Source organism: Microbacterium ginsengiterrae, assembly GCF_014205075.1.
GTDB classification, from domain to species: Bacteria; Actinomycetota; Actinomycetes; order Actinomycetales; family Microbacteriaceae; genus Microbacterium; species Microbacterium ginsengiterrae.
Window position 1 is genome coordinate 162,925 of sequence record NZ_JACHMU010000001.1, and the last position, 26,119, is coordinate 189,043.

The window sequence follows — 26,119 nt, forward strand, 5'->3', positions numbered from 1 at the left end:
GCCCTTCCGCTGCTCGTACCCCGACCTTTGCAAGGTGCGTCCGCCGCTCATGGGACCCCAGTCCCTGCGACGGGCGCACCGTTGACGCATGTTTGGCAACGGCGGCGGTAAGAAGTGAATCGGCCTGACTTTCGTTCCTATCGGGAGCCTTGTCCGGCAGGGGCCGGTTGGGCTGATTCCAGGTCAGCGTAGTACGCGTCCTCGACCTCGAGTGGGGTGCGCATGTCGAGCTCTCCGTGGAGGCGCTGGTTGTTCCACCACCACACCCACTCGAGCGTTGCGAGCTCGACCTGCTCGACCGTCCGCCAGGGACCTTGCTGTCGGATCAGCTCGGTCTTGTAGAGGTTGTTGACCGCCTCGGCCATCGCGTTGTCGAACGAGTCCCCGACCGTGCCGGTCGAGGGGACGGCGCCGAGCTCGACGATCCTCTCGGTGTAGACCATCGCGGTGTAGTTCGACCCGTGGTCGGCGTGATGGATCAGGCCGGTGAGATCCCCGCCGGCGCCCCACGCCGCCATATCGAGCGCCTGCATCGGTCGGATCTCCGACCGCAGAGTCGAGGCAACGTTCCAGCCGACGATGCGCCGTGAGTAGACGTCGGTGACGAACGCGACGTAGGCGAACCCGGACCACGTCGCGACGTAGGTCACGTCACACACCCACAGCCGCCGCGGCGCCGGGGCGGTGAAGCGGCGGTTGACCAGGTCGCTCGGCAGTGCCGCGGTCCTGTCGGAGCGTGTGGTGAACACCTGCTTCGACTTCTTGACGCCTCGGACCCCGGCCAACCGCATCAGCCGTTCGGTCTGGTCACGACCGATGTCCCACCCTTGCCGTCGCATCAGCGCATGCATCTTCCGACGCCCGTACACGCCGTAGTTCTCCGCATGCAGCCTGGCGACCTCCGGCACCAGCAGGTCGTCGCGCAGCTGCCTGGCTGATGGGGCGCGGCCGACGGCGGAGCGGTATCCGCGGGAAGTGAGGAAGCCCTGGACTGCGGGTCTGAGGACCCGGCAGATGAGCTCGACCCCGAAACGATCCCGGTGTTCATTGATGAACCGGATCATCTCGGTCAGGGGCGGTCGAGCTCCTTCGCGAAAAACACGCTCGCAGCCTTGAGAATCTCGTTCGCCTTCCGCAACTCCGAGACCTCCTTCTGCAGCCGCTTAATCTCCGCCGCCGCGTCCGTCGTCAACCCGGGCTTCACCCCAGCGTCGACCTCGGCCCGGCGCTGCCACAGCCGCAGCGTCTCGGGGCTCATACCCAGCAGCCCGGCAACATGGCGGACCGCGCTCATCATCGTCGGGGGCGACGGCCGCGTCTCCGCGAGCATCCTGAGCGCCCGCTCACGCATCTCCGGCGGGTACTTCCTGTTCATCGTGTTCCATCCTTGCTTGAAGAACGGAACGAAACCCAGGCCGATTCAGGCATCAGCAACGGACCCCGCCTGTGACCACGAATGGAACCACGCTCTGACCGTCCCAGAAGGGGCCGGAAGACCCTCGTTGCTGGACTGTGGAGCCTCAGCCACCATCACGGTCTGCCATCAGGTCCGCGACGACGGGCGCGAGTGCGACACCCAGGGCGTGGTGCTGGTCGGCGTCGAGATGCACGCCGTCATGCTTGCTGCTGGTGATGATCGTGTTCGAGTCGAAGAAGAGGCAGCCGGCGTCTTCGCTGACCTGTCGAATCGCCCGCGCGAGACCCCGAGCGGCTATATCCCCGCCCGCGAACTTCGGGCCGATCGGTCCTCGAGGGTTGTCCAGCTGCGGGGGCGCGATAACGAGAATCGGCGGGGTAGGCATCCCTGGCTCGATCGGCGCTGTCCTAATCGCGTGGACGAGCGCTGAGATGCCCATCGCGGAGTGCCAGGGTTTGTGCTGGTGCACGGATTGGAAGTCATTCGTACCGAGTAGCAGGATCACGAGGTCGAGCGGGGATTGCGCTTCTATGACCTGTTGGATGCCGCTGAGGGCGTTCCGCCCAGGCTTGTACGGGTCATCGAAGGCGGTGCGACGACCGTTGAGACAGTCCTCCGTCAGCCGGACGCAACCGCCCATTCTCGCGTTGAGGGCAGCGTGTAGAACCCCGGGCCAGCGTTCCTCGAAAGGAAGTCGCTGCCGAGTAGTTGGGATGATGCCCCAGGTCAGCGAGTCCGAGTACACGAGTATGTGCTTCGTCGTTGGCATCCTGGCTCCTTTGCGTTGCCGTCGTTCTCTTTATGGGTTCACGCGTCGGGAAGGAGGATCGTGGCGAGGTTGACGCGTTGCTGACCGTCCTCCCGTTCCGTCAGATAGGGGGTCAGTAGCTCGGCGAGTCTTGACTGGATCGTGGCGAGATCCTCCCTGTTCACGTACAAGGGCGTTCGGGCGAATCCGACCAGCTCACGGGCTTCGGGAGAATCCGCGCTGAGGAAGCGATCGAAGTCACCCGTGACGTCTCCCAGGAAAGTCAGGAAGGCAGTGCTCAGCTGCGCGCTGCTCATCACAGAAAGTTCGGCGTGGTCAACGGCGGCCATCCGGTCCCCCAGCGCCAAGGTTCGCTCGATCGCGCCGCGAGATCTGCGCTCATCGACCACGGCGACAACCTTGGCATCGAGGAGGGCCGCCACATGTCGATAGAGCGTGGCCTGCGGGATATCCGGGAGCGCCTCGCGCAACTGTGCCGTCGTGCGGTTGCGTCCACCCAGCTGCTGGATGATCCGTAATCGCACCGGGTGCAGCACGACCTCTGCTAGAGCAGTATTGTCCGGCACCTTGACTCCCCACTGTTATCACGATGATAATGTTATCAGTACGATTCCATTCTAGCGATCGAGGAGAGCACGATGACGGACATCACATGCGACCGAACGGGAGTGCACGTGCAGTTTCCCGGTTGGGAGGCGACGATGACGGGCTTGCCGAAGCTGTCGATTCCGAGGTCGGCGATCCGTGGTGTCGCGAGCGAGCAGGGATGGACTTCCGAGATCCTCGGGATGAGATCCGGTCTCGTCATCTCTGGCTACCGCAAACTGGGCACGTTCAGGCACCCTTCGGGAGTGCGGCGCCTGGTCTCGATGAAGCGCGGGCTCCGGCTGCTGCGGATCACCGTCGACCGGGCCGCCGTCGGGTTCGACGAGGTCCTCCTGAGCACCGATGCTGCAGAGACGATTGCGGCAGACCTTCGATCGGACGTGCACTCTTGAACGCTGCGATCGAGGTAGAGGCGCTCTCAAAACGGTTCGGGGTAGTCGTTGCGCTCGAAGATGTCACCGTGAAGGTCGAGTACGGGCGCGTCGTCGGGTTCCTCGGGCCCAACGGGGCAGGGAAGTCGACGCTGATGCGCGCGCTACTCGGCCTGATCCGCTCAGACAGCGGGGAGGCGCACATCGGTGGCGTGCCCTATGCCCGCCTGCCTGCTCCCGCAACCACCGTGGGCGCAGTCCTGGACATCGCCTCGGCGCATCCGCGCGTGACGGCACGCGCTCACCTTCACACGTGCGCGGCACTCGGAGGAATGGACCGGTCGCGGGTCGACACCGTGTTATCCCTCGTGGGGGCGCAGTCGTACGCCGATCGTCGGATCGGCACCTTCTCCACCGGGATGCGGCAGCGCCTCGCGCTGGCCACCGCGATGCTCGGCGACCCGGACATCCTCGTGCTCGATGAGCCGTCGAACGGTCTGGACCCAAGCGGAATCGCCTGGCTCCGCACATTCCTGCGCGAGTTCGCCGATGCTGGCGGCGCCGTACTGCTCTCCAGCCATGTGCTTCATGAGATCGAGCACACGATCGACGACGTCATCCTCATCGACCAGGGCCGCACCGTCTGGACGGGCGCACTCGAACGACTCGTGGCGCAAGATGCTCCTCTCGAGGAAGCATTCCTGCGCCTCACGCAGAAAGGACCTCTCTCATGAATGCCGTCTACGGAGAGGTCGTGCGACTGCGCGCCACCGGAGTAGCACTGTGGTCGGCAGTGGTTGCGCTCGCGTGTGGTGGCGGATTGACGCTTCTCCTTGCGCTCACCGGGCCGCAGAACGCCCAGCCTCCCATGCCGGACATCGACACCCCCGAAGGCGTGGGATTCGTGCTCGGCATCGGAACCGTGCTTCTGTTCGTCCCCGCGCTGATCGGGACCATCGCGATCACAAGCGAGTATCGACACCGCACGATCGGCACGACGTTCCTCGTCGTTCCTAGACGAGGTCGAGTACTCACAGCCAAGCTCGCCGTGTACACGGTGCTGGGCATCGTCTACGGAATGGTCGCATCTCTGTCGGCCTTGCTCGCCCTGATCGTCGCAACATGGATGCGCGGTGTACCGCTGGGCGTCGATGTGGTGGATCTGGTACCGGCACTCATACAGCTCAGCCTCGCCGCTGCCGCCTACACACTGCTCGGCGTAGGGATCGGCGCGTTGACCCGTTCACCCTTCGTCGCGATCGGCGTCGTTCTCGGCTACTTCCTGTTCGTCGAGTACGTCCTGATGATGGTTCCCGGGGTCAATGCGATCTACCCGTTCCTGCCGGGCGGCGCAACGGCATCGCTGACGAGTTTTGACTTCCTCACCGGCGCGATCGCGAGCCAGACAGCCCTGACGCCCGCGACGATGGTCTCACCTGTGGTCGGCGCTGCGACCCTCGTGGCATACGCGGTCATCGCGGCGATTCTCGCCGTCTTCGTTCCCCTTCGGCGAGACCTGAGGTGACCGGACCCAGGGTCTCGCCGAACGGGAGCCGCTATGGCTGCGCATACGCGCTCGCGTAGTCCTCACTGGGGGCCACGGGCTGGATGATGTCGAGCAGGACACCGTCGGGGGCAGCAACGATGAAGTGCCGCTGGCCGAAGTCCTCATCGCGAAGCGGCAACACCACGTTCATCCCTGTTCTGCCGGCCAACTGCTTGTGGACGGCATCGACGTCGCCGACTTCGAGGTTGACGATCACTCCTCGGGGGAGCTCACGGTATCCGGCCGGCACCGTGGAGTGATCGTAAGCCAAGATCGCCAGCTCGAACGCGCCTAAGCGCAAGCTGACATACCAGTCCGATTCAAAGGTCGTCTCGAAACCGATGACGTCGCGGTAGAAGGACGCAGCGGCGTCGACATCGCGAGACATGAGCACGGGATAGAGGCTGGTGACGGACATTGCACTCCTTTACGTACGATATGAATGTAACGAAGCCAGCATACATACAGACTGTACGTAAAGGAAGAGGACCATGCCCCGCGCCTCCGCAGCCGACGCCGCCCAGACAGCCCAACGCATCCTCGATTCGGCGAAGGAGCTCTTCTCGGTACGAGGCTTCAGTGAAGTCTCCGTCGACGACGTCGCCCGGGACGCCGGGGTCACGCGAGGAGCGGTCTATCACCACTACCGGAACAAGGTCGCATTGTTCGCCGACGTCGTCGCCCGCCTCCAAGCCGACGTCGCACGAGCCGTCGTCGCGGCAGCAGAGAATGCAGACCCGCAGCCTCTCGAACAGCTCAGGGCCGGGTCGCACGCGTTCCTCGATGCGATCACGAACGGGGCCGCCATGCGCATCCTGCTCATCGATGCACCTGCGGTGACCGGCTGGCAGGAGTGGCGCCGACTCGACGCGGAGAATTCGGCGACGCATCTGCGAGAGGCACTACGTGAGGCAGGAGTTGCAGAAGAGATCCTCGATGCATCGACCGCGCAGCTCTCCGGCGCGATGAACGAGGCAGCCCTCTGGACGGCCCAACACGATGACACCGATCTGGCTCGCCGGCAGTCCCACAGGGTTCTCGACAGACTACTCACGGCCTCCGTCTCGTAGACCCGGTTCTGGGGCGTGGGCGAGCTTTCCAGAGATTCGCACGATGTCGAGGAGGTCGCGCGCGTCGAGCCGATCGGCGAAGCGACGGCGCACGGATTCCAGGTGCACGGCAGTCGCTTCGCGAAGGGCGTCGAGCCCGAGGGGGGCGAGCACGAGCAGACAGCCGCGGCCATCTGCCGGGTCGGGGTCACGGCGAATCAGCTCTCGCGCTTCCATCCTGCCGGCGTGACGCGACAGCCTGCTCCGCGACCACCCCATCTTCTGCGCCTGGGCATGCAGTGTGCTCATCATCTCCGGCGCTTCAACAAGGGTGCTGAGCACTTCGTAGTCGGGCTCCGAGAGGCCCGATGTTGCAAGGTCGTGCACCACACCGGCCTGCACGGCGATCATCATGCGACGGAACGCGCGCCAGGCGACTTCCTCATCCTCGCTCAACCAAGGCGCCGCCGACCCCACCCTTTTCGTTGACATGTAATCATTCTACGATCTATGCTCGTTTACATGTCAACGAAATCTCCTAGAGTCGTGATCCTCACGTGCAGCACCAGACCCGGAGCGATAGGCCCGGCGGTTGCAGACTGGCTCCTGCACACTCTCACCCTCCACGCTGACGCACTCGACGTCGAGCTTCAGCATGTGTCGTTGCGCGATCTCGATCTCCCGTTCTTCGACGAGGAGGAACATCCGGCGCTCGGCGCCTATCGAAACCCGCACACCAAAGCGTGGAGCAAGATCGTCGACGAGGCGGATGGCTTCATCGCGGTTACGCCTGAATACAACTACGGCATGCCCGCAACGCTCAAGAACGCCCTCGACTACCTGAGCCATGAATGGGCATGGAAGCCCATGGGGTTCGTGAGCTACGGCAACACGTCGGCGGGCACCCGATCCGTGCAGCACGCGAAGCAGGTGATCACGACGCTTCGTCTCGTCCCCCTCGGCTCGACCGTCGCCCTGCGCCTGAAAGACACGATCGATTCGACCGGGGTGCGTCCGAGCGTACAGCTGACCGCGTCGGCGAACGGCTTGCTGGAGGAGCTGGTCAGACTAGCTCACGCACTCAAGCCCATGCGGGAGGCTGCACGACCCGGTATCGAAGTCGGGCCGTTGCCCGGTAGCTACATCCACCCATTGACTCCCGACGACGCCCCTCATGTACTGGTTCTGCAGCGATGCTGCTGGGTCGACGAGGCGTTGAGCAACGAAACGCTGGACCTCGCTCCGTTCACCGAGACCCTCGAAGACGTGCAGGCCTGGCTCACCGACTGGGAGAGCGTCGGACTCTGGCTCCACGGTCGCCTCATCGGAATGGTTCGCGCTCGACGCGCATCGCGAACAGGGCACATCGGCAGACTCGCCGTCGTTCCCGATCTCTACGGGCGGGGAATCGGGCGCTGGCTCCTCCGGCACGCGACGGATGCTCTCGCCAGCTCCTGCGACCGGATAGAGCTCAGCACCGGATCGCGGAGCACGAAGAACATCCATCTGTACACGAGCGAAGGATTCGTCCAGCACACCGAGAACCCCGAAGGAACAGTCGAACTCGTCAAGCGTTCTTGAAGCGAGGCCCGACGGACTGACATCCGGTCCCCTGCCCGTGCACCTACTTGTCGTCGCCCGATTGAGGAATCGGCACGCTTTCGAGGAATGCTCTTGCCGCGGGGGCGGGATTGAAGCTGCTCCACGCGAGGTACTCGATACGGGTGGGGCCAGCGGTCACCGGGATCATTCGAAGACCGTTGCTGCCGGCGGGAATGACAGCTGGTGAGAGCAGGGCGATCACGAGGCCCTGCCTGACCAGGTCGAGGATGAGGTCGGCGCTCATCGCTTCGAAGGCGACCTCACGATGGATGCCGGCGGCCTGGAACGCGAGGTCGGAGGGAAGCCGTCCGGGTGTTCCTTCGGGAAAGTCCACGAACACTTCATCGGCCAAGTCTTGCAACCGCAGTCTGCGACGCCGAGCCAGTGAATGCTCGGCGGAGACGACGACGATGAGCCGTTCCCTGGCAAGAACGCGCGCGTTCACGCCTTTCGGGGGTGCACTGTCGGGCAGCCCGAGCACTGCCACGTCCATACGGCCCTCGCTGATCGCGGTGACGAACTCATCGCTACCGCCGCCTCGGAGCTTGATCCGCACCGCAGGGTGGGCGCGATGGAAGTGCCCGAGCGCAGCGGGTATATCGATGGCGGTCACCGTCGGAATCACACCAATGATGAGACTGCCTCGAATCTGCCCGTCCGCCTCCGCCGCCTCGGAGACCGCCCGTTCAGCCGCATCGAGACTCTCTCGTGCTCGTGCCAGGAATGCCTCTCCGGCGGCGGTGATCTCAACCCTACGGCTGGTGCGCGCGAATAACCTCACCCCGAGTTCGCGTTCGAGCGCCTTGATCTGGTGGCTCAGAGCGGACTGCACCACGAGACACCGCTCCGCCGCGCGAGTGAAACTGCGTTCCTCGGCCACCGCGACCACATACCGCATCTGCTGAAACTCCACACTTCAATGATTCCTGTTCATTACTGATATGACAACAATGTTCTGGACTCATCAGCATGTCGGACCCGACGATGTAACCATGAGCATCACGACCTCACCGCGCACGCCTCCAAGCGTGCACGCAAGATCCACGCGCCGAGTGGGTTGGACGATACTGACTGCGCTGACCCCGATGGCCTGGGGCACCACCTACATCGTGACAACGCACCTGCTGCCCGAGGGGCATCCTCTCTTCGCAGCGATGATGCGCTCGCTTCCCGCAGGTCTGATCGCGCTCCTGATCGCGAGGCAGTTGCCGCACGGTTCGTGGTGGTGGAAGAGCCTCGTGCTCGGCACCTTGAACATGGCCGCATTCTTCCCGTTGCTCTTCCTCGCAGCCCAGCAGCTGCCAGGCGGAGTAGCAGCCACGCTGGGTGCGGCACAGCCCATCGTTATCGCGTTCCTCACCGTGGCGATCCTGCACGAGAAGCTCTCGCTCTGGCGAGTCACCTGGGGCGTGCTCGGCATGATCGGCGTTGCGCTCGTCGTCCTCGGCCCGAACGCTGCGATGTCGCCTCTTGGTATCCTCGCGGGCTTGGGCGGTGCCGTGTCGATGGGCATCGGCGTGGTGCTGACGAAGAAGTGGGGGCGCCCCGAAGGGGTATCAGCAGTCGGTCTGGCCGGGTGGCAACTCACCGCGGCCGGTCTTGTCCTGCTGCTGCCGGCTCTGCTCATCGACGGCATTCCGCCCGGTATCGACGGCAAGGCCGTGCTGGGGTACGCCTGGCTGGGGCTGATCGGGGCATTGCTGACCTACACCATCTGGTTCGCCGGCATTCGGCGTCTGCCTGTGACGGCAACCGCCCTGCTCGGCCTGCTCTCTCCGCTCGTGGCGGCGGTGCTCGGCGCCGCGATCGCAGGTGAAGCCCTGGCCCCACTCCAACTTCTCGGCTTCGCCGCAGCACTCATCGCGATGGTCGCCGGTCAACTCCCGCCACCGAGAAACAAAGACCATGTCCGATCATGAGAGCCGCTGCATTCGGCGCGATCGGCATGGTCAGGAGCGCTATCGACACCGAAGCCGTTCACTGTCTGTTCGTGAGAGCTTGTCCGATGATCCGCGCAGCTTCGGAGAACGCGCTGGGGTTGGGGCCGGAGTAGTTCAGACGGAGATAGCGGCCGGTTGGCTCGGCGGGGAACCAATCGTCACCTGCTGCGATGATGACCCCGCGAGCTTCGCATTCTCGGGCGAGCTGGAGCAGGTTCGTGTCGTCGGGCAGCCGCAGCCAGAGGTTCAGACCGCCGCACGGCACAGCATCCAGGCGCGCCGTCGGAGCGTGCTCGCGGAGCGCGTCGACGAGGAGATCGCGGCGGCTCGTGAGCTGTTGTCTGAGCGAGCGCAGGTGCGTGCGCCAGGCCGGTTGCGTGACCACATCGACCGCGACGGCTTGTAGCGCGGAGCTGACGTACATCTCCTGAGCCTGCGTGTCCGCGAGGATACGATCACGGGCAGGGCCGCGCGCGATCACGCCCGCGACCCGGACGGACGGGGAGACGCTCTTGGTGAGTGAGCGGATGTAGACGACATGGCCGCTGTCGTCACGGGCGGCGACGGGGACGGAATCGGAGGTGATGCCGAAGTCGTGCGCCCAGTCGTCCTCGATGAGGAACGCGCCGTGCTCGCGCACGATCCCGAGTACGGCGTCCCCCAGTTCCGCCGACCACTGGCCGCCGGTGGGGTTGGCGAAGTTCGGTTGCGCGTAGAACGCGCGTGCCCCGGTCTGCGCGAAGGCGCGGTCGAGGTCGTCGGGATTCGGGCCGCGCGGCCCGGACGGGATAGGGACGAGTTGCACGCCGACCTGCGCGGCGGCGAGCATCGCCCCCCAATAGCTCGGTGACTCGATCAGCAGAGGTCGCCCCGCCCCGACAAGAGCGCGGAAGAGAGTGCCGAGGCCACTCTGACTACCCGGCAGGATCACCACATCCCTTACGGCCGGGGCGGTCAGGCCCGTGGGAGTGATCGCGCCGAGTTCAGCGGCGAACCAGGATTGCAGCTCGGGCAGGCCTGCAGCGGGCGAGCGACTCACCGCCGCCTCGCTCCGTGCAGCGCGAGCGAACGCGGCCCGCACCAGACGTTCGGGCAGCAGCTCCCTGTCGGGGTAGCCAGAGTGCAGGGCGATCACATCGTTCGGCGTGGTACGCAGCGCCGCCGACGAGGCCGGAACGCGATGCTGCGGGGAGCCGAGCGCTGCCGTCTGCCAGCCGTAGTCGTTCGGACGGACCGCCCGGATCCCGCGCACGAACGTGCCGATGCCCGGGCGCGACTCGATTACACCCTGGCCGACGAGGGTGCGTAGTGCCTTCTGCACCGTGACCGGGCTGGCCTCGAACCGTGCGACGAGCTGCCGCGTCGACGGAAGCTGTGCACCCGCAGGAGCGACCGCGATCCACTCACCGAGAGCGGACACGATGCGGTCACTGCTACTGTAGGTCATGAAGAACAAGGATACCGCTACTCTATCTTCTGCGAAACTGCTACCGATATCTCGTGCCGGCCTGTGGTGGGGGCTGCTCGGCGTGGCCGCGTTCTCTTTCACCGTGCCCTTTACCAGGGTCGCGGTAGAGAACGGGCACATGTCGGCTCTGTTCGTCGGGTCGGGCCGCGCGCTGATCGCGGCCGCGCTCGCCGCGCTCGCCCTCGGGTTGACGCGGCAGAGACTCCCGCGCGGGAGGCAATGGATACAGGTCGCGGTGGTCGCTGGCGGCGCGGTGGTCGGGTTCCCGCTGCTGACCTCGTTCGCCCTCACGACCGCGTCCGCGAGCCACGGGGCCGTAGTGATCGCGCTGCTGCCCGCAACGACCGCGGTGATCGCCGTCCTGCGCACGGGGGAACGACCCGCACGCTCGTTCTGGGTCGCCGCCGCGTTCGGCGCGGTCGCTGCGGTGGTATTCGCCGTGATCCAGGGTGGCGGTTTCGGCGGGCTGCCCGTCTCCGACCTGCTGCTGTTCGCCGCCGTCGTCGTCTGCGCGGTCGGCTACGCGGAAGGCGGATTGCTCTCCCGCAGCATGGGGTCGTGGCAGACGATCTCGTGGGCGCTCGTGCTCGCCTCGCCGCTGATGATTCTGCTGACCAGCATCGCCGTGGTGCAGCAGCCTCCCCTGGGCACCGTCGTGGAGTGGGGCGCGTTCGCGTACCTCGCGGTGGTGAGCATGTTCCTCGGGTTCTTCGCCTGGTATCGCGGCCTCGCCATCGGCCCGATGGCACAGGTCAGCCAGGTGCAGCTCACTCAACCCGTGATGAACATCCTCTGGGCGGGCCTGCTGCTGGGCGAGCACATCGGCTGGCAGACCGTGACCGGCGGCATCGCCGTGATCGGCTGCGCACTGCTCGCAGTTCGCGCCCGCAACCGAGGGAAGCAGGAAGGCGTACGAAACACACTCCGCGCTAACTGATGACCGATCTCGCAGAGGTTAAGCGGCTGATCCGTGGCAACCCGCAGGCTCGGTGGTGCCCGCAGGGAGTGCACCAGATCCGCAGCGTCTCATCATCGCCGACCCCGAACCGCGGGGTGAGCTCACGAATCGACTGCGAGCGGGGCCACCCTCTCGGGCCTGACTGTCGTAAACCATGCGCACGGTGCGGTATCGCAACTCCGGACTGAACTTCACGGGCACCTTCTGGTGCACTCCGCGGGCTACGACGCCTAACGGGACTGGTCCACTTCGACGGTTCCCGGATCGAGCAGATCTAGCGAGTGGACCAGCAAGTGACCACCCAGGAAAACGACGAAGCCCAGGTGAGAAACATGCTCTCACCTGGGCTTTTTTGTCGGGCTGACAGGATTTGAACCTGCGACCCCTTGACCCCCAGTCAAGTGCGCTACCAAGCTGCGCCACAGCCCGTTGTTCTCCGCTCGCGCGGAGGCAACTCCACTATCTTAGCCGGACGGCACGGGCTTCGCGAACCAGCATCCTTGCCCGTGTCGGACCGCGGGGCGTAGCCTGCCCAACATGCCGAAGATCACCACCGCTCTCGCACGCCCAGAGATCTGGAAAGACATCCAGCACACGCTGAGCGGCGGAGGTGACGGCCGCAGCTGCCAGTGCGTCTGGCCGGTGCTGACGAACAAGGAATGGGAGACCACGGATCTGGACCAGCGCACGGCGATGTTCCAGCAGGAAGTGGCGTCGTCGCGCCCGCCGGGACTCGTCGCGTACGTCGATGGTGACGCCGCAGGATGGATCCGTGTCGGACCTCGCACCCTGCAGCGCCGACTCGGTCGTACCCGCAACATCGTCGCCACGACACGCGAACCGCTCGATGACGATGATGTGTGGGCCGTCAGCTGCTTCGTCGTGCGCAGGGAGTATCGGGGACTCGGGCTGAACGCGAAGCTCCTCGACGCCGCGGTCACGTTCGCCCGGGAGTCCGGGGCCCGCGCGATCGAGGGATATCCGATCGACACCGCCCGAACGAACGTGCGCGTGAACGACCTGTTCCATGGCGCGCTGTCGACGTTCCTGTCGGCCGGGTTCGAGAAGATCGACGGCCCGAAACCGGAGCGCCCGCTCGTCAGCCTGACGATCGCGTGAGACGAGACCGCACGCTCTCAGCGCCGAACGCTGCGCGCGACCACGGCGTCGACAGCGAGGCTGCAGACGATCGCGACCGCGGTGGCGAAGAGCACCGCCTCCAGACGCAGGATGCCGAGCATGAGCGATGAGTGCTCCGACGACGTCGTCAGCAGCACGGCCGGCGTGAGGAAGAGGACGAACAGCGCGTAGTTCCCGGCATTCACGTAGGCGACGCAGAGCACCACGCACACCACGGCGGCGACGGTGGGGATCGGTGATGGCAGCATCGACAGCAGCACGGCGATGAGGGCTCCCACCACTGATCCGACGATGCGCAGGTATCCCCTGGTCACGCGCTGGTCCGCACCGACCGAGACGACGATGCAGAACGAGAGCAGCACCCAACCGACGTACGGGAAGTCGGTCAGCCGCGCAACGACGACGATCAGCAGCGCGCCGGCCGATGTCGCCACGGCGTACGACACCCGCTGTCGCATCGTCATCGACGTGCGCGACTTGTCCGACCGTGACTTCGCGATCGCAGAGAACGTGAGGATGACGCCGGCTCCGATCACAGAACCGAGCAGGACGTGCCAGACCTCAGCCCCCGACTGATTGAGCGACGCGAAGGCGAGGAGGTTCACGGGAGAGCGCGTGAGCAGCGCCGCCTCCCCCAGGCCCACGAACGCCTGCAGCAGGCAGACGACGACGAGCGCGACGAGCGTGACCCACAGCCCCGCCCCGCCGATCACGAACCCCAGCAACGCCACGCTCAGCGACCACGCGACGGACAGGATCCGCGTGCGCCAGCTCGCCGCGCGCACCACGGACAGCAGGAAGAGGATCGTCAGGTACCCGGACAGCGCCGTGTTCGGTCCGATGAGCAACTGACTCGCGCCGAGCACCGCTGCGGCGACGGCGACGAGCAGGCCGGCGAAGAGCACGTCACGCCAGGAGAGTCCGACGCTCGGTCGGCCGGCATCCTGCGGCATCGCGCCTCCCCCACGACGACCGAGTCCCGTGCCCCGTTCACTCGGAACAGGGCACGGGACTCGAGAACGACCGGTTACTTCTTCTTGCCGACCATGTCCTGGACGGCAGCCTTGATCGCAGCGAAGTCCTCCTGCTTGTTCGCGACGAACTCCAGCGCCTTCAGGCCGGTGTCCAGCGCGCCCGTGGCGAGCTCGCCCACGTCGGAGAAGTGGTGGCTGACGTTGCCCGCGAGGCCACCCTCGAGAGCCAGGCGGCTGACGAGGTCGAGACGCAGCACCTTCGCGCCCTCGTTGAAGCTCATGTCGTCGAGGTCGACCCACACGATGCTCGGACGGGTCGTGGACTCGAAGACGTAGCGACGGTTGGTGAGGTCGAGCACGACCTGCCAGATCGTCTGCGACGCGTCGGGCTTGCCCGGCTCCGGGGTGCGGAACGGCTGCGCGGCGTTGCGGATGATGCTGAACATCGCCGCGATGCCGTCGAGCTGAGTCTTCGGCTGCACCTGGTGCTCGACGTAGTACGAGGCACGTGCGAAGCGGTCGCTCGCGAGGGTCGAACCCGGAAGCGGCTTGTCGCCACCCAGGCCCTCGATCTCCTTGACGAGTTCGAGCTGCTTGTCGAAGGTCGGAGAGTTCGTCATGACCTTGTACGAGCGGTCGTGGTAGACCTTCAGCTCGCCGCCCACGTACTCGATGATCGCCGAGTCGCCGGTGGCGTCGTCGAGCGCGAGGTGCAGCGTCGGGACGAGGTGCCCGGTGGGGTCGAAGAGCTGGCGGATGGCGACCTGGGTGGAGTTCGTCCACTCGACGGCCTCAGCCACGGTGGCGAAGTTGTCCAGGTAATACTGCAGCCAGACGGCCTGGCTCAGAGTGGTGGCGTCGTCCGAAGGCTTGCCGTAGTCGGACTCGGCGAGCCACAGGATGTGCCCGGCGAAGCCCTTCTCGTTCATGCCGTCGGTGGCGATCAGGTCGAAGGCGGTCGCGACGATGCTGCCGTACTTCGACTTCCAGGTGAGCTTGCCGTCGACGCCGTCGGTGCGCTCGATTCCGCGAGGGTACTTCCAGAGGTTGGACAGGAGATCCATGTGGAAGTCCATGTTGCGGCCGACAAGGACCGACCCGTTGGCGTCAGGCCAGACAACTCTGGTGCACATCTGCGCACATCCTTTCGTAAGGGATCTGTCGCGTGGAGCGCGCGTTGCGGGCGACAGTCAGGTTCATGATGACGCGCCTCCGGATGCCGGTCAAAACATCTGTGGCATATGATCCCCCGCAGTGGCGGCTGGCGAAGGTTCGGCCGGGCTCGGAGACTCGTCGCCCTGATGCCCGGGTGAAAGGTCAGCGGCTCGAGCGGCACCCCGCGTCGCAAGCAATTTCAACGAAGAAGCGGGTAGACGACACTTGTCCGCCTGTCGTCGCCGACCGCCGGATGAACGGGCGGGTGATGCGGGCGGGTGAAATTGCCGACGACCCCCGGCGTGTCGGGTTTCCGGCGGTCGTGCGGCTCCGCCCTAGCATGGGGGGATGCCGCGCCGATCCCCGCGTCGGACGCTCCTCCCCTGGGCGTTCCTCCCGTACATCGTGATGTCGATCATCCACGTCATCGCCCGAGCCGTCGAGAGCGACGCCGCGGGGCCGACCAAGCTCTGGCTGATGCCGCTGCTCGCGCTCCCGGTCCTCGTCTCGCTCCGTGCGCGCCCGGCCCTGGCGATCGCTCTCCTCCTCATCGCTCTCCTGTTCTCGTGGCTCGGGGACGGCGCCGGGGCCTTCTTCCCTGCCGGGCCCGAGCTGCCGCTGATGCTGCTCTTCTTCGGGCTGGCGCACGTGGCGTACATCGTCCTGTTCACCCGGGTGCTCGGCTCCGGTCGGCTGCCCCGATGGACCGCGGTCTTCGCCGTCTGGTGGATCGCCATGATCGCCGTACTCGGTCCGCACACCGGTGGCCTGCTTCCCGCGGTCGGAGCGTACGGTCTCATCCTCGGAGCGACAGCGGCTCTCGCCGCGCGCTGCGGACCCGTCGTCACCACCGGCGGGGTGTTCTTCCTCGTCAGTGACACCATCCTGGCGTTCCGACTCTTCCTTCCCGACGCGGCGCCGGGCTGGACCAGCCCGCTCGTCATGCTCACCTACACGCTCGGCCAGGGACTCCTCGTCGGCGGCGCCCTCCTCGTGCTGCGAAGGCGAGCGCGCGGATGAACGAGAAGACGATGACCGCCCCCGTGCGCGTGGACAGCTGGCTCTGGGCGATCCGCGTCTATAAGACCCGCTCGGCCGCGACGACGGCATGCCGCGCGGGGCATGTGCGCGTGAACGGCGACAAGGCGAAGGCTGCGCAGACCGTCCGGCCCGAGGACGAAGTGCGGGTCCGCATCAGTGGCTTCGATCGCATCCTCGTCGTACGGCAGACGCTCACCAAGCGTGTGGGTGCGCCGATCGCCGCCACCGCATACGAGGAACGCACGCCGCCGAGAGAACCGATGGCCGCTCTCGCCGTGCGAGATCGTGGCGCAGGACGCCCGACCAAGCGCGAACGCCGTGACATCGACCGGCTGCGCGGTCGCGACTGACCTCAGCCGATCCGTGCACGCAGCCCCGGCCACGCATCCGCGAAGCCAGGATGCAGCGGACGAGCCTCGATCTCATCGAACGGGACCCATTCCAGCGCCACGCTCTCGGGGTCGCTGATCACCGGCTCGAACGGCACGACCACGTCAGCCACCACGGTCGTATAGGACCAGATCCTCAGATCCAGCACGCTCGTGAAGCGCACCTCGACCGCGCCGGCGGGGATACCAGCCTCTTCAGTGGCTTCTCGAAGAGCGCCGTCGACCGGGCTCTCACCCTCGTGGAGAGCGCCGCCGGGCAGGCCCCAGGTGCCGCCGAAGTGGCTCCAGCTCACCCGGTGCTGCAGGAGCACCCCACGTGCGGCATCCACGGCGAGGAGCCCGGCCGCGCCGAACCGGCCCCAGTACCGCTCCCCCGTGTCGGCGACGACCCATGCGTCACCGGGGTCGCGCGGACCTGACGGGCGTCGAGGTTCGCCGGGTTCCGGGGGCAGGATGGTCACATCTCCAGCATTTCACAGCATCCGCGCACGGGTCCCACCGCGCGACCCGGATCGTCATACGGCTCTGGGAGAATGAACGGGTGAAGCTTCTCGTCGCCGCCCTCGAATCCGAACTCATCGCCTTCCCCGAGGAGCTCTCCGGCTTCCGCCGCCTCGTCACGGGACCGGGAAAGCTCAAGGCGACATACGCGTTGACACGCGCCCTTGACGCAGACGTCTACGACGAGATCCTCGTCGTCGGGACGGCAGGAGCCCTCGACGAGACCGTCGGGTCAGGCGTGCACGAGGTGCACTGGGCGTTCCAGCACGATGTCATCAACGAGGACGGCGTCCGGGGCGAGCACGTGTCGATGCCGCAGCGGATCGCACTCGGCGACGGCGACATCTCCATCGCCACCGGTGACAGCTTCATCGACGACGCCGACGCCGTCCAGCTGATCCGTTCACTCGGCGGGCGCCTCGTCGACATGGAGTCCTATGCCTACGCGTGGGTCGCCGCGCAGTTCGACGTGCCGATCCGCATCTGGAAGGCAGTATCGGACCACGCGCAGGACGGCGCGAACACGACATGGGAGGAAGCCGTCACCGCGTGCAGCCACCAGCTGCGCGATCGTGTCCGCGCCGTCTACGGCGTCTAGCCCGCGAGTGCCGGTGCTCCGGCGCTGAGGCGCGCGGCGGCGAGCTCTTCGGCGGCCGCGAGCGGCGTGATCCCGCGTTCCTCGGCATCGTCGAGGATGCGTCGGACGGTATCGCCGATCTGAGCGACGCGCCCCATGATCTCCTGGCGGGACCCCAGCTGCTTGGCCTCGTGGTCAAGATAGATGACGCCACCGGCGTTGACGACGAAGTCCGGTGCGTACAGGATGCCGCGGCGCGCCAGACGCTCCGCGCCCTCCCGATCGGCCAGCGGGTTGTTCGCCGGACCGCACACGGCCCGCGTGTCCAGCGCGTCGATGACCTCGTCCGTGAGGAGCCCGCCGATGCCCGCGGGGACGAAGACGTCCGACGGCAGCAGGTGCTCGGTACCGGGCGCCGCCCAGACCGCGCCGAGCTCGGTGGCGAGGTGCCGGCGCTCGGGGTTCACGTCCGTGACGGTGAGCTGGGCGCCCTCTGCAGCGAGTCGTACGGCGAGCCGGCCACCGACCTGCCCGAGACCGGAAATGGTCACCCGACGCCCGGCGACGTCGGGGCTGCCGGTGGTGCGCTCGAGCACCGCGCGCAACGACTCGTAGACACCGAGGCTCGTCGGGCCCGCCGGCTCACCTGACCCTCCGGACGCGTCGGGAAGCCCGACGACGTGTGCGGTGCGTTCGCCCACGACCGCCATGTCGTTCATGGTCGATCCGACGTCCTCCGCCGTGCGGTAGAGCCCGTCGAACGACTCCACGGCGTCGCCGAGGTCCAGGAACGCGGCGCGGCGCCGGTCGGCGTCGAGCACCGTGCCCTCTTCAAGGCCGATGACGGATTTCCCTCCGCCGGCGTCCAATCCGGCGGTGGCGTTCTTCAACGTCATCGCCGCCGAGAGGCGCAGCGCGTCACCCAGCGCGTCGCTCCAGTGCGGGTAAGTCCACAGTCGGGCGCCGCCGAGGGCGGAACCGAGAATGGAGGAGTGCAGGGCGACCGCGATGAACAGTCCACTTCGTCGCCCGGTGATCACCTCCACCCGTTCGTGGGAGAACTCGGGAAGGGGCAGGGTGTGCGACATTGCATCCTCTTTCGGCAGGCCTTGTGGGCAGCAGTGTGGATGCCGTCAGGTTTGCGGCATCCACGTCCATTGCACCACCGACCAGGCCGGGAGGCAACCGTCAGTCCGCGGAGCGCGCCAGTGCCGCGTATTCGCGACTCATCGGCGCGTATACCGCCTCGAACTCGGCGAGCGACGGCACGCTTCCCCCGTCGACGACCGCGACGAGCCTGTCGAGATACCACTCCCAGCCGGGGCCGGTGTCGGGAAGCATCTCGGCGGCGACCTCGTGCTGGGTCAGCGCCAGGACCGTTCGACCGTCACGCGCGGTGAGCTCGGCCGTCAGGTGCCAACTGCCGTCGTCATCGGTGATGCTGACGGAGAGGACATGCGGTGGCTCGCAGCGACGGATCGTCCATGACGCAGCCGACATCGTCTCCGGTTCGGCGTTCATCGTCACGGAGATCGATCCCGACGCCGGGTCTCCGCTCCAGGTGCCGAACCAGCGGCTCAGCCGCTCGGAATCGACGATGCTCGCCCACACATCGTCGATGGAGGTCGTGAACTCGCGGACGAGCCGCACGGTGTGTCGCTCCTCATCGAATCGTCCTGTGATGGTCATGCGCTGTCCTCCTCGAGATCCGGAGACTTCGGTGTGGGCGTGCCACGTCTGCGATCCCGGGCAGCACGATGCGCCTCGGTGTCGAGGGCGTCGAGGTGCTGCGCGGAGATCGGCGGTCGGCGGGCTGCGAGAGCGTGCAGCAGATGGTGCACGGCATCCAACGGCTCGACGTCGATCACGTAGTGCCGTTCACGCCCGCGGACCTCCGCGTGCACGAGGCCCGCCTCGTCGAGGATGCGCAGGTGCTTGCTGATCGCCGGACGGGAGACGTCATGCTCTGCGGCGAGGTCGACGACGCGCGCCGGACCATTCGAGAGCCGCCGGAGCAGCTCCCGTCGGATCGGGTCAGCGATCGCTCCGAACACGTCCATGGACAGAAAGGTAACCTACTGGTTACCTTTCTGTCCACCCTGCCGAATCGAGATCAGCGCTGGCGCTTCTCCCGCACGCGCATGTTGATGACGATGGGCGTGCCGTCGAACTCGTACAGCTCGCGCAGGCGCCGCTGGATGAATCGGCGGTACCCGGGGTCGAGGAACCCGGTGGTGAACAGCACGAACGTCGGCGGACGTGTCGATGCCTGCGTGCCGAACAGGATGCGCGGCTGCTTGCCTCCGCGCAGCGGGTGCGGGTGCTCGGCGACGAGCTCCGACAGGAAGGCGTTGAACTTCCCGGTCGGGATGCGGCGGTCCCAGTTCTCCAGCGCCGTCTCGAGCGCCGGAACGAGCTTGTCGAAGTGGCGACCGGTCCTGGCGGAGATGTTCACACGCGGCGCCCAGGTGACGTGCGCGAGATCCTGCTCGATCTCCCGCTCGAGGTAGCGACGGCGGTCGGCGTTCACCAGGTCGTCGTCGTTGAGACGATCCCACTTGTTGAACGCGAGCACGAGGGCGCGACCGGACTCGAGGACGAGATCGATGATGCGGATGTCCTGCTCGCTGATCGTCTCGGAGACGTCGAGCACGACGACGGCAACCTCGGCCTTCTCCAGGGCGGCGGAGGTGCGCAGCGATGCGTAGAAGTCAGCGCCCTGCTGGAGGTGCACACGACGACGGATGCCGGCTGTGTCGACAAGACGCCACAGCTTTCCGCCGAGCTCCACGACCTCGTCCACCGGGTCACGGGTCGTGCCGGCGAGATCGTTGACGACGACGCGGTCCTCACCCGCGGCCTTGTTCAGCAGCGACGACTTGCCGACGTTCGGGCGGCCGAGGATGGCCACGCGCCGCGGACCGCCGACCTCGTACTTCGCGACGGCCGAGACGCTGGGCAGCTTCTCGAGCACCGCGTCGAGCAGGTCGGCGACGCCGCGTCCGTGCACGGCGGAGGTCGGATAGGGCTCGCCGAGTCCGAGGTTCCACAGCGCGGCGGCCTCGGGCTCCTGGCGGGTGTCGTCGATCTTGTTCGCGACGAGGAAGACGGGCTTGCCGCTCTTGCGGAGGAGCCGGACGACGTGCTCGTCGGTCGAGGTGGCACCGACCATCGCATCGACGACGAACAGCACGACGTCGGACAGGTCGATCGCGACCTCGGCCTGGGCGGCGACCGAGCGGTCGATGCCCTTGGCGTCGGGCTCCCAGCCGCCGGTGTCGACGAGCGAGAAGCGCCGGTCGTTCCACTCGGCCTTGTACGTGACGCGGTCGCGCGTGACACCGGGGGTGTCCTCGACGACCGCTTCGCGACGACCGAGGATGCGGTTCACAAGCGCGGACTTGCCGACGTTCGGGCGACCCACGATCGCGACCACCGGAAGCGCGGGCAGGAACTCGATCCCGCCCTCCCCCTGCGTGATGCCGGCGAGCAGCGCGGCGTCGTCCTCGTCGAGGTCGTAGTCGGCGAGTCCGGCGCGCAGTGCCTCTGCACGCTGTTCGGCGAGCTGCTCATCGAGCTCGTCCATCTTCTCGGCGAGGTGGTCAGGGCCACCTTCGTACTCTTCTTCAGCGGCCATGTTCCGCTCCTTGCTTTCGGTCGATCACCGCGAGCACGGCGTCGATGGTCTGGGAAAAATCGAGATGGGTGCTGTCGACGACCTCGACACCCTCTGCGGCGTTCAGGAAGTCGACGACCGCACTGTCCGAGGCGTCGCGCTTGTGCAGCGCTGCGGCCACCTCGGCGGCGTTCTCGCCTGAGAGCTCACCGGCACGGCGTGCCGCTCTCACCTCGGGTGCGGCGGTGAGGAGGATCCGGACGGGCGCATCCGGCGCCACCACGGTGGTGATGTCGCGGCCCTCGACGACGACAGCGGGCTGCGGGGCGCGAGCCACGAGCGAACGGAAGAAGATGTTCACCTGCTCGCGGATGGCCGGGATGCGGGCGACGCCGCTCACCGCCGATGACACACGGGGCTCGCGGATCGCCGCAGTGATGTCAGTGTCGCCGATCGCGACCGAACGGTCATCGGGGTCGAGTCCGAGGCGCAGGTCGAAGTCCGCCGCCGCGGCGAGCACGGCATCCGTGTCGTCCGTGTGGCCACCGCGCTCGAGCACGTGCCACGCGAGTGCGCGGTACGCGGCGCCCGTGTCGAGGAGGCCGTAACCGCGCCGGCGGGCGATCGCCGCCGAGACGCTGGACTTGCCGGACCCTGCAGGGCCGTCGATCGCGATGAATTCACTCATTGGTCGCTCCTGCTATCCGCCATCCGCGCTCCTGCAGCCCTTCGACGGCGCCGAGGAGTGCGGCCGGTGCCACACTGATCTCCGCCAGGCCGAACTGTGCGCCGGGCGAATGCTCCAGGCGCAGGTCCTCCACGTTCACACCGAGCTCACCGAGCTCGCCGAACAGTCGCCCGAGCTGTCCAGGCGTGTCGTCGACCATGACGACGAGCTGCTCGAACCTGCGGTTCTGACCGTGCTTGCCCGGCAGGCGCTCGACACCGTCGTTGCCCTGCCGGATGGTCTCCGCGACGACGCGACGTGCACCAGGGGCATCCGGCGCCCGCAGTGCGTTCGAGACGGTCGCGAGGTCGGCTGCCAGCGCGTCGAGGACCTCGACGACGGGGGCGGCGTTCGCGCCGAGGATCTGCACCCACAGCTCAGGGGCGGATGCCGCGATGCGCGTCGTGTCGCGGACGCCCTGACCGGCCAGACGCAGCGCGTCCTCGTCGGCCGACGCGAGACGTGCGGCGAGAAGGCTCGCGACCACCTGCGGCACGTGGGAGGTGATCGCCACCGAACGGTCGTGTTCTTCCGGCGTCATCTCGATCGGCATCGCGCCGACGTCGAGTGCGAGGTCTTCGACGAGTGCGAGATCCGCGGGGCGGGTCTCCTCGTCGCGGCACACCACCCATGGCCGCCCAATGAACAGGTCGGCGCGCGCGGAGATCGCTCCCCCGCGCTCGCGCCCTGCCAGCGGGTGCGAGCCGATGTAGCGGGTGAGGTCGACGCCGCGTTCGGTGAGGGTCCGGAACGGTTCGAGCTTCACGCTCGCGACGTCCGTCACGACGGCGGCCGGGAAACGGTCGAGCTCTGCGGCGATGACGTCGGCGGTGACGTCCGGCGGAACGGACACGACGATGAGTGAAGGAGCGTCATCGTCGCGTGCGGCCCGCCCCGCGCCGTAGTCGATCGCGAGACGCAGCTGTGACGGCGAGGTGTCGGCGAGCACGACGTCGATGCCCTTGGCCGTGAGGGCATGCCCGATGCTCGCGCCGAGCAGACCGGCGCCGACGATGCGCACGGTCCCCGACAGCCGCGGCGCATTGCCGTTGCCGTTGGTTCTGGCGGTGTCGCTCACTCGTTCTCCTGGGCATCTCCCGGCGTGAGGTCCGCAGGGGCGTCATGGCGCGCGAGAGTCAACAACGCACCACGTTCGATTTTAGTCAGTTCGCGGGTCTTTCCCGCCGGGAGGGTTCCCAGGTGGAGCGGACCGAACTGCCGACGGACCAGTTCGGTGACCGGATGCCCCACCGCGGCGAGCATCCGACGCACGATCCGGTTGCGTCCGGAGTGCAGCGTGAGCTCCACCAGGCTCGCCCCTCGCGAGGAGTCCAGCAGCCGCGCCTTGTCGGCCTGGATGAAGCCGTCCTCGAGCTCGATGCCCTTGGTGAGCTGAGCGATGGTCTGCGCGGTGACGGCGCCTTCGACCTTGGCGATGTAGACCTTCGTGACGCCGAAGGAGGGGTGCGCGAGCACATGGGCGAGTTCGCCGTCGTTCGTGAGGATCAGCAGACCACTGGTGTCGGCATCCAGACGCCCGACGTTGTAGAGCCGTTCGTCCCAGTCCGCGGTGAAGCGCCGGAGATCCGGACGGCCGTTCTCGTCGCGCATGGTGCTCACCACGCCGGTGGGCTTGTTGAGCATCACGTACCGCTTGGAGACGTCGAGCTGGATCGCGGTGCCGTCGACCTGCACCTGGTCGTTCTCGGGGTCGATGCGGCGCCCGAGCTCGGTGACGACCGAGCCGTTGACGCTGATGCGCCCCTCGACGATGTACTGCTCGACCACTCGGCGGGAGGCGACTCCGGCAGCGGCGAGCACCTTCTGGAGGCGGACGCCTTCCGGGGCGGGGGTCGGTTCCTGGTTCATCGGATGGTTCCTTCGTCGAATCCGTCGGCACCGTCATCGAGCAGCGGCGAGATCGGCGGCAGCTCGTCGAGCGAGTTGATGCCGAGGTTCTGCAGCAGTGCGTCGGTGGTGCCGTAGTTGATGGCTCCGGTCTCGGAGTCCGCGAAAAGTTCGGTGATGAGCCCGCGTGCGAGAAGAGTGCGCACGACCGAGTCCACGTTGACGGCGCGGATGGACGCGACCTGCCCTCGGGTCACCGGCTGCTTGTAGGCGATGACCGCCAGGGTCTCGAGCGCAGCCTGCGACAGACGCGCCGGAGCCTGCCCTCCCACAAACTCCGCGACGAGATCGTCATGGTCCTCTCGGACGTACAGCCGCCAGCCGCCGCCGACCTCACGGAGTTCGAAGCCGCGGCGGGGCCCTGCCCCTCGGCCGTCGTAGTCCTCGACCAGCGTCTCGATCGCCTGCCGCACCGCCGGCACCGGAGCCCCGACGGCGGCGGCGAGCGCGACGAGACCCAACGGCTCGTCGATGATCAGCAGGATCGCCTCGAGCTTCTCGGTCAGCGGCGTCTCCGGCACGGTGGTCTCATCGGTCATAGTCGGCTCCCAGGGTGGCAAGTGTCTCGTCCGACCAGGAGTCGGCGGCCCAGCGCAGCGTCAGTTCACCGAGCGGTTCCAGCTGCTCGAAGGAGAGGGCGGCGTGGCGGTACAGCTCGAGCACGGAGATGAAGCGTGCCACGACGATGCCGGGTTCGGTCGCACCGGCGACGAGTTCACGGAAGGTGAGCGATTCGGTGTTGCGCAGCAGCGTCACGACGATCGCCGCCTGCTCGCGGATGCTGACCAGCGGCGCGTGCAGGTGGTCGAGGCCGACGTGCGGGATCTCCTTCGGGGCGAACGCGAGAAGCGCGATCGCCGCGAAGTCGGTAGGGCTGAGCGTCCACACCAGCTCCGGCGTCTGGCGCCGATGCTTCTCGTCGAGACGGACGGCCCTGGTGTGCCGTCGATCTTCGCGCTGGAGGCACCGAGCGAACCACGCGGACACCTCTTTGAACGCGCGGTACTGCAGCAGGCGGGCGAACAGCAGGTCGCGCGCCTCGAGCAGGGCGACGGCCTCGGCATCGACGAGCTCCCCCTGCGGGAGGAGACCGGCGACCTTCATGTCGAGCAGGGTCGCGGCCACGACGAGGAACTCGGATGCCTGATCCAACTCCTCGTTCGAGTCGAGCTCCGCGAGGTAGGCGATGAACTCGTTCGTGACGGCGCTGAGCGACACCTCGGTGATGTCCATCTCGTGCTTGGAGATGAGGTTCAGCAGCAGATCGAACGGACCGTCGAAGTTCGTCAACGAGACGCGGAAACCATCGCCGGTCTCCGCCGACTCGTCGACTGCGGGTGTGATCGGGTCTCCCGTCTCGGCGGCGGAGGCTCCGGATTCCGCCGCCTCAGCAGCGGCAGTGTCGGTCGTGACGTCCGCGGCGGGCTCAGGCGACAGCGCCACGGGCGACCAGCTCCCGGGCCAGCCGCAGGTACGCCTGTGCGGCGGCATGCTCCGGTGCGAACTCGGTGATGGGAACCCCCGACACCGATGCGTCGGGGAACTTCACGGTGCGGCCGATCACGGTCTCGAGCACGTCGTCCCCGAAGGCCTCGACGACGCGCTCCAGCACCTCGCGCGAGTGCAGCGTCCGCGCGTCGTACATCGTCGCGAGCAGACCGTCGAGCTGGATGGCCGGGTTGAGCCGGTCGCGGACCTTCTCGATCGTCTCGATGAGCAGGGCGACACCCCGCAGCGCGAAGAACTCGCACTCCAGGGGGATCAACACGCCGTGGCTCGCGGTGAGCGCGTTCACGGTCAGCAGTCCGAGCGACGGCTGGCAGTCGATGAGGATGACGTCGTACTCCCCCGCGACCTGACGCAGGACGCGGGCGAGGATCGTCTCGCGGGCCACCTCGTTGACCAGGTGCACCTCGGCCGCGGAGAGGTCGATGTTCGCCGGGATGACGTCGAGACCTTCGACCGACGACTTCACGATCACCTCGTGCGCGTCGCGCTTGGTGTCCAGCAGCAGGTCGTAGATGGTCGCGACGTCATGCGTCTGGATTCCCAGGCCCGCCGACAGCGCACCCTGCGGGTCGAAGTCGACCGCGAGCACCTTGCGCCCGTACTCGGCCAAGGATGCGGCGAGGTTGATGGAGGTCGTCGTCTTGCCGACGCCGCCCTTCTGGTTGCACAGCGCGATGATGCGCGCAGGACCGTGCGAGTCCAGTGGGGCGGGGATCGGGAAGCCGTGGTACGGACGACCCGTGGGGCCCATGGGGGTGTCGTCGGCTTTCGACGTCTTGCCCTTGGTCTTCGCCACGTTCTGAGCCACCGAATCTCCCGCCTCATTCATGCTTGCTCGATTGTAGCCGGGCCCCTG

At 66.9% G+C, this 26,119-nt stretch carries 30 protein-coding genes, 1 tRNA gene and 1 pseudogene; 11 read left to right on the forward strand and 21 right to left on the reverse strand.

Annotation, left to right across the window (positions count from 1 at the left end):
* Positions 1–137 precede the first annotated feature (137 nt).
* From HD600_RS00825 to HD600_RS00835, 3 genes are all read right to left on the reverse strand, one after another.
* Positions 138–1,375 (reverse strand): IS3 family transposase gene (locus HD600_RS00825; protein WP_184280901.1). Its coding sequence is split into 2 segments (ribosomal slippage): positions 138–1,090 and positions 1,090–1,375, totalling 1,239 coding nucleotides; the frame shifts between segments, so codons are not numbered across the junction.
* 145 nt (positions 1,376–1,520) lie between these two features.
* Positions 1,521–2,186: an SGNH/GDSL hydrolase family protein gene (locus HD600_RS00830; RefSeq protein WP_144796838.1), complete on the reverse strand. Its 666-nt coding sequence runs from the start codon at positions 2,184–2,186 to the stop codon at positions 1,521–1,523.
* 38 nt (positions 2,187–2,224) lie between these two features.
* Positions 2,225–2,722: a helix-turn-helix domain-containing protein gene (locus tag HD600_RS00835; RefSeq protein WP_260980529.1), complete on the reverse strand. Its 498-nt coding sequence runs from the start codon at positions 2,720–2,722 to the stop codon at positions 2,225–2,227.
* Between the two features lie 102 nt (positions 2,723–2,824).
* Between HD600_RS00835 and HD600_RS00840 the strand changes: the two genes are divergently transcribed.
* Genes HD600_RS00840 through HD600_RS00850 form a run of 3 tightly spaced genes read left to right on the forward strand, consistent with a single transcriptional unit; the run spans position 2,825 to position 4,688 of the window.
* The gene (locus HD600_RS00840) at positions 2,825–3,184 is read left to right on the forward strand and encodes a hypothetical protein (RefSeq protein ID WP_184280903.1); all 360 of its coding nucleotides are present in this window, start codon (positions 2,825–2,827) and stop codon (positions 3,182–3,184) included.
* Positions 3,181–3,897, forward strand: a complete 717-nt coding sequence (locus HD600_RS00845) for an ABC transporter ATP-binding protein (RefSeq protein ID WP_184280905.1) — start codon at positions 3,181–3,183, stop codon at positions 3,895–3,897. Before HD600_RS00840 ends, HD600_RS00845 begins: the two co-directional genes overlap by 4 nt.
* On the forward strand, positions 3,894–4,688 hold the full coding sequence (locus tag HD600_RS00850; RefSeq protein ID WP_184280907.1) for an ABC transporter permease: 795 nt from the start codon (positions 3,894–3,896) through the stop codon (positions 4,686–4,688). The genes HD600_RS00845 and HD600_RS00850 overlap by 4 nt, the downstream gene beginning before the upstream one ends.
* Before the next feature lie 31 nt (positions 4,689–4,719).
* Here the strand turns inward: HD600_RS00850 and HD600_RS00855 are convergent, their stop codons facing one another.
* On the reverse strand, positions 4,720–5,127 hold the full coding sequence (locus HD600_RS00855) for a VOC family protein (RefSeq protein ID WP_096799357.1): 408 nt from the start codon (positions 5,125–5,127) through the stop codon (positions 4,720–4,722).
* 73 nt (positions 5,128–5,200) lie between these two features.
* On the opposite strand from HD600_RS00855, the gene HD600_RS00860 reads away from it, so the two are divergent.
* On the forward strand, positions 5,201–5,779 hold the full coding sequence (locus HD600_RS00860) for a TetR/AcrR family transcriptional regulator (protein WP_096799356.1): 579 nt from the start codon (positions 5,201–5,203) through the stop codon (positions 5,777–5,779).
* On the opposite strand, the gene HD600_RS00865 is transcribed toward HD600_RS00860, so the two are convergent.
* On the reverse strand, positions 5,756–6,172 hold the full coding sequence (locus HD600_RS00865; protein ID WP_244963940.1) for a MarR family winged helix-turn-helix transcriptional regulator: 417 nt from the start codon (positions 6,170–6,172) through the stop codon (positions 5,756–5,758). The genes HD600_RS00860 and HD600_RS00865 overlap by 24 nt on opposite strands.
* 108 nt (positions 6,173–6,280) lie before the next feature.
* Here HD600_RS00865 and HD600_RS00870 point away from each other — a divergent pair, with 108 nt between their 5' ends.
* Complete coding sequence (locus HD600_RS00870) at positions 6,281–7,339, forward strand: bifunctional NAD(P)H-dependent oxidoreductase/GNAT family N-acetyltransferase (protein ID WP_184280911.1); 1,059 nt, start codon at positions 6,281–6,283, stop codon at positions 7,337–7,339.
* A 43-nt stretch (positions 7,340–7,382) separates the two neighbouring features.
* Here the strand turns inward: HD600_RS00870 and HD600_RS00875 are convergent, their stop codons facing one another.
* On the reverse strand, positions 7,383–8,273 hold the full coding sequence (locus HD600_RS00875; RefSeq protein ID WP_096799354.1) for a LysR family transcriptional regulator: 891 nt from the start codon (positions 8,271–8,273) through the stop codon (positions 7,383–7,385).
* 79 nt (positions 8,274–8,352) lie between these two features.
* On the opposite strand from HD600_RS00875, the gene HD600_RS00880 reads away from it, so the two are divergent.
* Positions 8,353–9,279 carry an EamA family transporter gene (locus HD600_RS00880; protein WP_206705758.1) on the forward strand — a complete coding sequence of 309 codons (927 nt, stop codon included), beginning with the start codon at positions 8,353–8,355 and terminating at the stop codon, positions 9,277–9,279.
* A 58-nt stretch (positions 9,280–9,337) separates the two neighbouring features.
* Here the strand turns inward: HD600_RS00880 and HD600_RS00885 are convergent, their stop codons facing one another.
* Entirely contained in the window at positions 9,338–10,747 is a 1,410-nt protein-coding gene (locus HD600_RS00885) for an aminotransferase-like domain-containing protein (protein ID WP_184280913.1), read from the reverse strand.
* Here HD600_RS00885 and HD600_RS00890 point away from each other — a divergent pair.
* Positions 10,746–11,705 (forward strand): DMT family transporter, encoded by a 960-nt coding sequence (locus HD600_RS00890; protein WP_144796862.1) that lies wholly within the window; start codon positions 10,746–10,748, stop codon positions 11,703–11,705. The two genes, HD600_RS00885 and HD600_RS00890, sit on opposite strands and share 2 nt — an antisense overlap.
* 376 nt (positions 11,706–12,081) lie before the next feature.
* Here HD600_RS00890 and HD600_RS00895 read toward each other — a convergent pair.
* Positions 12,082–12,155: transfer RNA gene (locus HD600_RS00895), tRNA-Pro, on the reverse strand.
* A gap of 108 nt (positions 12,156–12,263) precedes the next feature.
* Between HD600_RS00895 and HD600_RS00900 the strand changes: the two genes are divergently transcribed.
* Positions 12,264–12,845: a GNAT family N-acetyltransferase gene (locus HD600_RS00900; protein ID WP_184280915.1), complete on the forward strand. Its 582-nt coding sequence runs from the start codon at positions 12,264–12,266 to the stop codon at positions 12,843–12,845.
* Positions 12,846–12,862: 17 nt separating this feature from the next.
* On the opposite strand, the gene HD600_RS00905 is transcribed toward HD600_RS00900, so the two are convergent.
* Both HD600_RS00905 and HD600_RS00910 read right to left on the reverse strand, forming a co-directional pair.
* Positions 12,863–13,819: an FUSC family protein gene (locus HD600_RS00905; RefSeq protein ID WP_184280917.1), complete on the reverse strand. Its 957-nt coding sequence runs from the start codon at positions 13,817–13,819 to the stop codon at positions 12,863–12,865.
* Positions 13,820–13,893: 74 nt separating this feature from the next.
* Positions 13,894–14,973: a linear amide C-N hydrolase gene (locus tag HD600_RS00910; RefSeq protein WP_184280919.1), complete on the reverse strand. Its 1,080-nt coding sequence runs from the start codon at positions 14,971–14,973 to the stop codon at positions 13,894–13,896.
* A gap of 370 nt (positions 14,974–15,343) precedes the next feature.
* Between HD600_RS00910 and HD600_RS00915 the strand changes: the two genes are divergently transcribed.
* Together HD600_RS00915 and HD600_RS00920 are read left to right on the forward strand one after the other, a co-directional pair.
* The gene (locus HD600_RS00915) at positions 15,344–16,015 is read left to right on the forward strand and encodes a lysoplasmalogenase family protein (RefSeq protein ID WP_184280921.1); all 672 of its coding nucleotides are present in this window, start codon (positions 15,344–15,346) and stop codon (positions 16,013–16,015) included.
* Positions 16,012–16,386, forward strand: coding sequence for an RNA-binding S4 domain-containing protein (locus tag HD600_RS00920; protein ID WP_396652281.1), 375 nt, complete (start codon positions 16,012–16,014; stop codon positions 16,384–16,386). Before HD600_RS00915 ends, HD600_RS00920 begins: the two co-directional genes overlap by 4 nt.
* A 14-nt stretch (positions 16,387–16,400) precedes the next feature.
* Here HD600_RS00920 and HD600_RS00925 read toward each other — a convergent pair.
* Positions 16,401–16,886, reverse strand: a pseudogene (locus tag HD600_RS00925) (NUDIX domain-containing protein); the annotation flags it as partial.
* A gap of 80 nt (positions 16,887–16,966) precedes the next feature.
* Here HD600_RS00925 and HD600_RS15110 point away from each other — a divergent pair.
* On the forward strand, positions 16,967–17,524 hold the full coding sequence (locus HD600_RS15110) for a phosphorylase family protein (protein WP_184280925.1): 558 nt from the start codon (positions 16,967–16,969) through the stop codon (positions 17,522–17,524).
* On the opposite strand, the gene HD600_RS00935 is transcribed toward HD600_RS15110, so the two are convergent.
* From HD600_RS00935 to HD600_RS00980, 10 genes are all read right to left on the reverse strand, one after another.
* Complete coding sequence (locus tag HD600_RS00935; protein WP_184280927.1) at positions 17,521–18,591, reverse strand: Glu/Leu/Phe/Val dehydrogenase family protein; 1,071 nt, start codon at positions 18,589–18,591, stop codon at positions 17,521–17,523. The two genes, HD600_RS15110 and HD600_RS00935, sit on opposite strands and share 4 nt — an antisense overlap.
* 100 nt (positions 18,592–18,691) lie before the next feature.
* Positions 18,692–19,192, reverse strand: a complete 501-nt coding sequence (locus HD600_RS00940) for an SRPBCC family protein (RefSeq protein ID WP_184280929.1) — start codon at positions 19,190–19,192, stop codon at positions 18,692–18,694.
* Positions 19,189–19,563 (reverse strand): ArsR/SmtB family transcription factor, encoded by a 375-nt coding sequence (locus tag HD600_RS00945; protein WP_184280931.1) that lies wholly within the window; start codon positions 19,561–19,563, stop codon positions 19,189–19,191. The genes HD600_RS00940 and HD600_RS00945 overlap by 4 nt, the downstream gene beginning before the upstream one ends.
* A 53-nt stretch (positions 19,564–19,616) precedes the next feature.
* On the reverse strand, positions 19,617–21,140 hold the full coding sequence (gene der / locus HD600_RS00950; protein ID WP_184280933.1) for a ribosome biogenesis GTPase Der: 1,524 nt from the start codon (positions 21,138–21,140) through the stop codon (positions 19,617–19,619).
* Entirely contained in the window at positions 21,130–21,807 is a 678-nt protein-coding gene (gene cmk / locus HD600_RS00955; protein WP_144796963.1) for a (d)CMP kinase, read from the reverse strand. The genes der and cmk overlap by 11 nt, the downstream gene beginning before the upstream one ends.
* The gene (locus HD600_RS00960; RefSeq protein ID WP_184280935.1) at positions 21,800–22,924 is read right to left on the reverse strand and encodes a prephenate dehydrogenase; all 1,125 of its coding nucleotides are present in this window, start codon (positions 22,922–22,924) and stop codon (positions 21,800–21,802) included. The genes cmk and HD600_RS00960 overlap by 8 nt, the downstream gene beginning before the upstream one ends.
* Positions 22,921–23,715, reverse strand: coding sequence for a pseudouridine synthase (locus tag HD600_RS00965; protein WP_144796968.1), 795 nt, complete (start codon positions 23,713–23,715; stop codon positions 22,921–22,923). The genes HD600_RS00960 and HD600_RS00965 overlap by 4 nt, the downstream gene beginning before the upstream one ends.
* Positions 23,712–24,293, reverse strand: a complete 582-nt coding sequence (scpB, locus tag HD600_RS00970; protein ID WP_184280937.1) for an SMC-Scp complex subunit ScpB — start codon at positions 24,291–24,293, stop codon at positions 23,712–23,714. Before scpB ends, HD600_RS00965 begins: the two co-directional genes overlap by 4 nt.
* A complete protein-coding gene (locus HD600_RS00975; protein ID WP_422120167.1) occupies positions 24,283–25,197 on the reverse strand; it encodes a segregation and condensation protein A in 915 nt (304 codons plus the stop codon). The genes scpB and HD600_RS00975 overlap by 11 nt, the downstream gene beginning before the upstream one ends.
* Positions 25,181–26,014 carry a ParA family protein gene (locus HD600_RS00980; RefSeq protein ID WP_144797162.1) on the reverse strand — a complete coding sequence of 278 codons (834 nt, stop codon included), beginning with the start codon at positions 26,012–26,014 and terminating at the stop codon, positions 25,181–25,183. The genes HD600_RS00975 and HD600_RS00980 overlap by 17 nt, the downstream gene beginning before the upstream one ends.
* Between the last annotated feature and the right edge of the window lie 105 nt (positions 26,015–26,119).

What these genes read in the sequence shown, in the direction of transcription:
- HD600_RS00830 (WP_144796838.1), bottom strand. Translation starts at nt 2,186, where the DNA reads ATGCCAACGACGAAGCACATACTCGTGTACTCGGACTCGCTGACCTGG.
- HD600_RS00840 (WP_184280903.1), top strand. Translation starts at nt 2,825, where the DNA reads ATGACGGACATCACATGCGACCGAACGGGAGTGCACGTGCAGTTTCCC.
- HD600_RS00850 (WP_184280907.1), top strand. Translation starts at nt 3,894, where the DNA reads ATGAATGCCGTCTACGGAGAGGTCGTGCGACTGCGCGCCACCGGAGTA.
- HD600_RS00855 (WP_096799357.1), bottom strand. Translation starts at nt 5,127, where the DNA reads ATGTCCGTCACCAGCCTCTATCCCGTGCTCATGTCTCGCGATGTCGAC.
- HD600_RS00860 (WP_096799356.1), top strand. Translation starts at nt 5,201, where the DNA reads ATGCCCCGCGCCTCCGCAGCCGACGCCGCCCAGACAGCCCAACGCATC.
- HD600_RS00865 (WP_244963940.1), bottom strand. Translation starts at nt 6,172, where the DNA reads ATGATGATCGCCGTGCAGGCCGGTGTGGTGCACGACCTTGCAACATCG.
- HD600_RS00870 (WP_184280911.1), top strand. Translation starts at nt 6,281, where the DNA reads ATGTCAACGAAATCTCCTAGAGTCGTGATCCTCACGTGCAGCACCAGA.
- HD600_RS00880 (WP_206705758.1), top strand. Translation starts at nt 8,353, where the DNA reads ATGAGCATCACGACCTCACCGCGCACGCCTCCAAGCGTGCACGCAAGA.
- HD600_RS00890 (WP_144796862.1), top strand. Translation starts at nt 10,746, where the DNA reads ATGAAGAACAAGGATACCGCTACTCTATCTTCTGCGAAACTGCTACCG.
- HD600_RS00885 (WP_184280913.1), bottom strand. Translation starts at nt 10,747, where the DNA reads ATGACCTACAGTAGCAGTGACCGCATCGTGTCCGCTCTCGGTGAGTGG.
- HD600_RS00900 (WP_184280915.1), top strand. Translation starts at nt 12,264, where the DNA reads ATGCCGAAGATCACCACCGCTCTCGCACGCCCAGAGATCTGGAAAGAC.
- HD600_RS00905 (WP_184280917.1), bottom strand. Translation starts at nt 13,819, where the DNA reads ATGCCGCAGGATGCCGGCCGACCGAGCGTCGGACTCTCCTGGCGTGAC.
- HD600_RS00910 (WP_184280919.1), bottom strand. Translation starts at nt 14,973, where the DNA reads ATGTGCACCAGAGTTGTCTGGCCTGACGCCAACGGGTCGGTCCTTGTC.
- HD600_RS00915 (WP_184280921.1), top strand. Translation starts at nt 15,344, where the DNA reads ATGCCGCGCCGATCCCCGCGTCGGACGCTCCTCCCCTGGGCGTTCCTC.
- HD600_RS00920 (WP_396652281.1), top strand. Translation starts at nt 16,012, where the DNA reads ATGAACGAGAAGACGATGACCGCCCCCGTGCGCGTGGACAGCTGGCTC.
- HD600_RS00935 (WP_184280927.1), bottom strand. Translation starts at nt 18,591, where the DNA reads ATGTCGCACACCCTGCCCCTTCCCGAGTTCTCCCACGAACGGGTGGAG.
- HD600_RS00940 (WP_184280929.1), bottom strand. Translation starts at nt 19,192, where the DNA reads ATGACCATCACAGGACGATTCGATGAGGAGCGACACACCGTGCGGCTC.
- HD600_RS00945 (WP_184280931.1), bottom strand. Translation starts at nt 19,563, where the DNA reads ATGGACGTGTTCGGAGCGATCGCTGACCCGATCCGACGGGAGCTGCTC.
- der (WP_184280933.1), bottom strand. Translation starts at nt 21,140, where the DNA reads ATGGCCGCTGAAGAAGAGTACGAAGGTGGCCCTGACCACCTCGCCGAG.
- cmk (WP_144796963.1), bottom strand. Translation starts at nt 21,807, where the DNA reads ATGAGTGAATTCATCGCGATCGACGGCCCTGCAGGGTCCGGCAAGTCC.
- HD600_RS00965 (WP_144796968.1), bottom strand. Translation starts at nt 23,715, where the DNA reads ATGAACCAGGAACCGACCCCCGCCCCGGAAGGCGTCCGCCTCCAGAAG.
- scpB (WP_184280937.1), bottom strand. Translation starts at nt 24,293, where the DNA reads ATGACCGATGAGACCACCGTGCCGGAGACGCCGCTGACCGAGAAGCTC.
- HD600_RS00980 (WP_144797162.1), bottom strand. Translation starts at nt 26,014, where the DNA reads ATGGGCCCCACGGGTCGTCCGTACCACGGCTTCCCGATCCCCGCCCCA.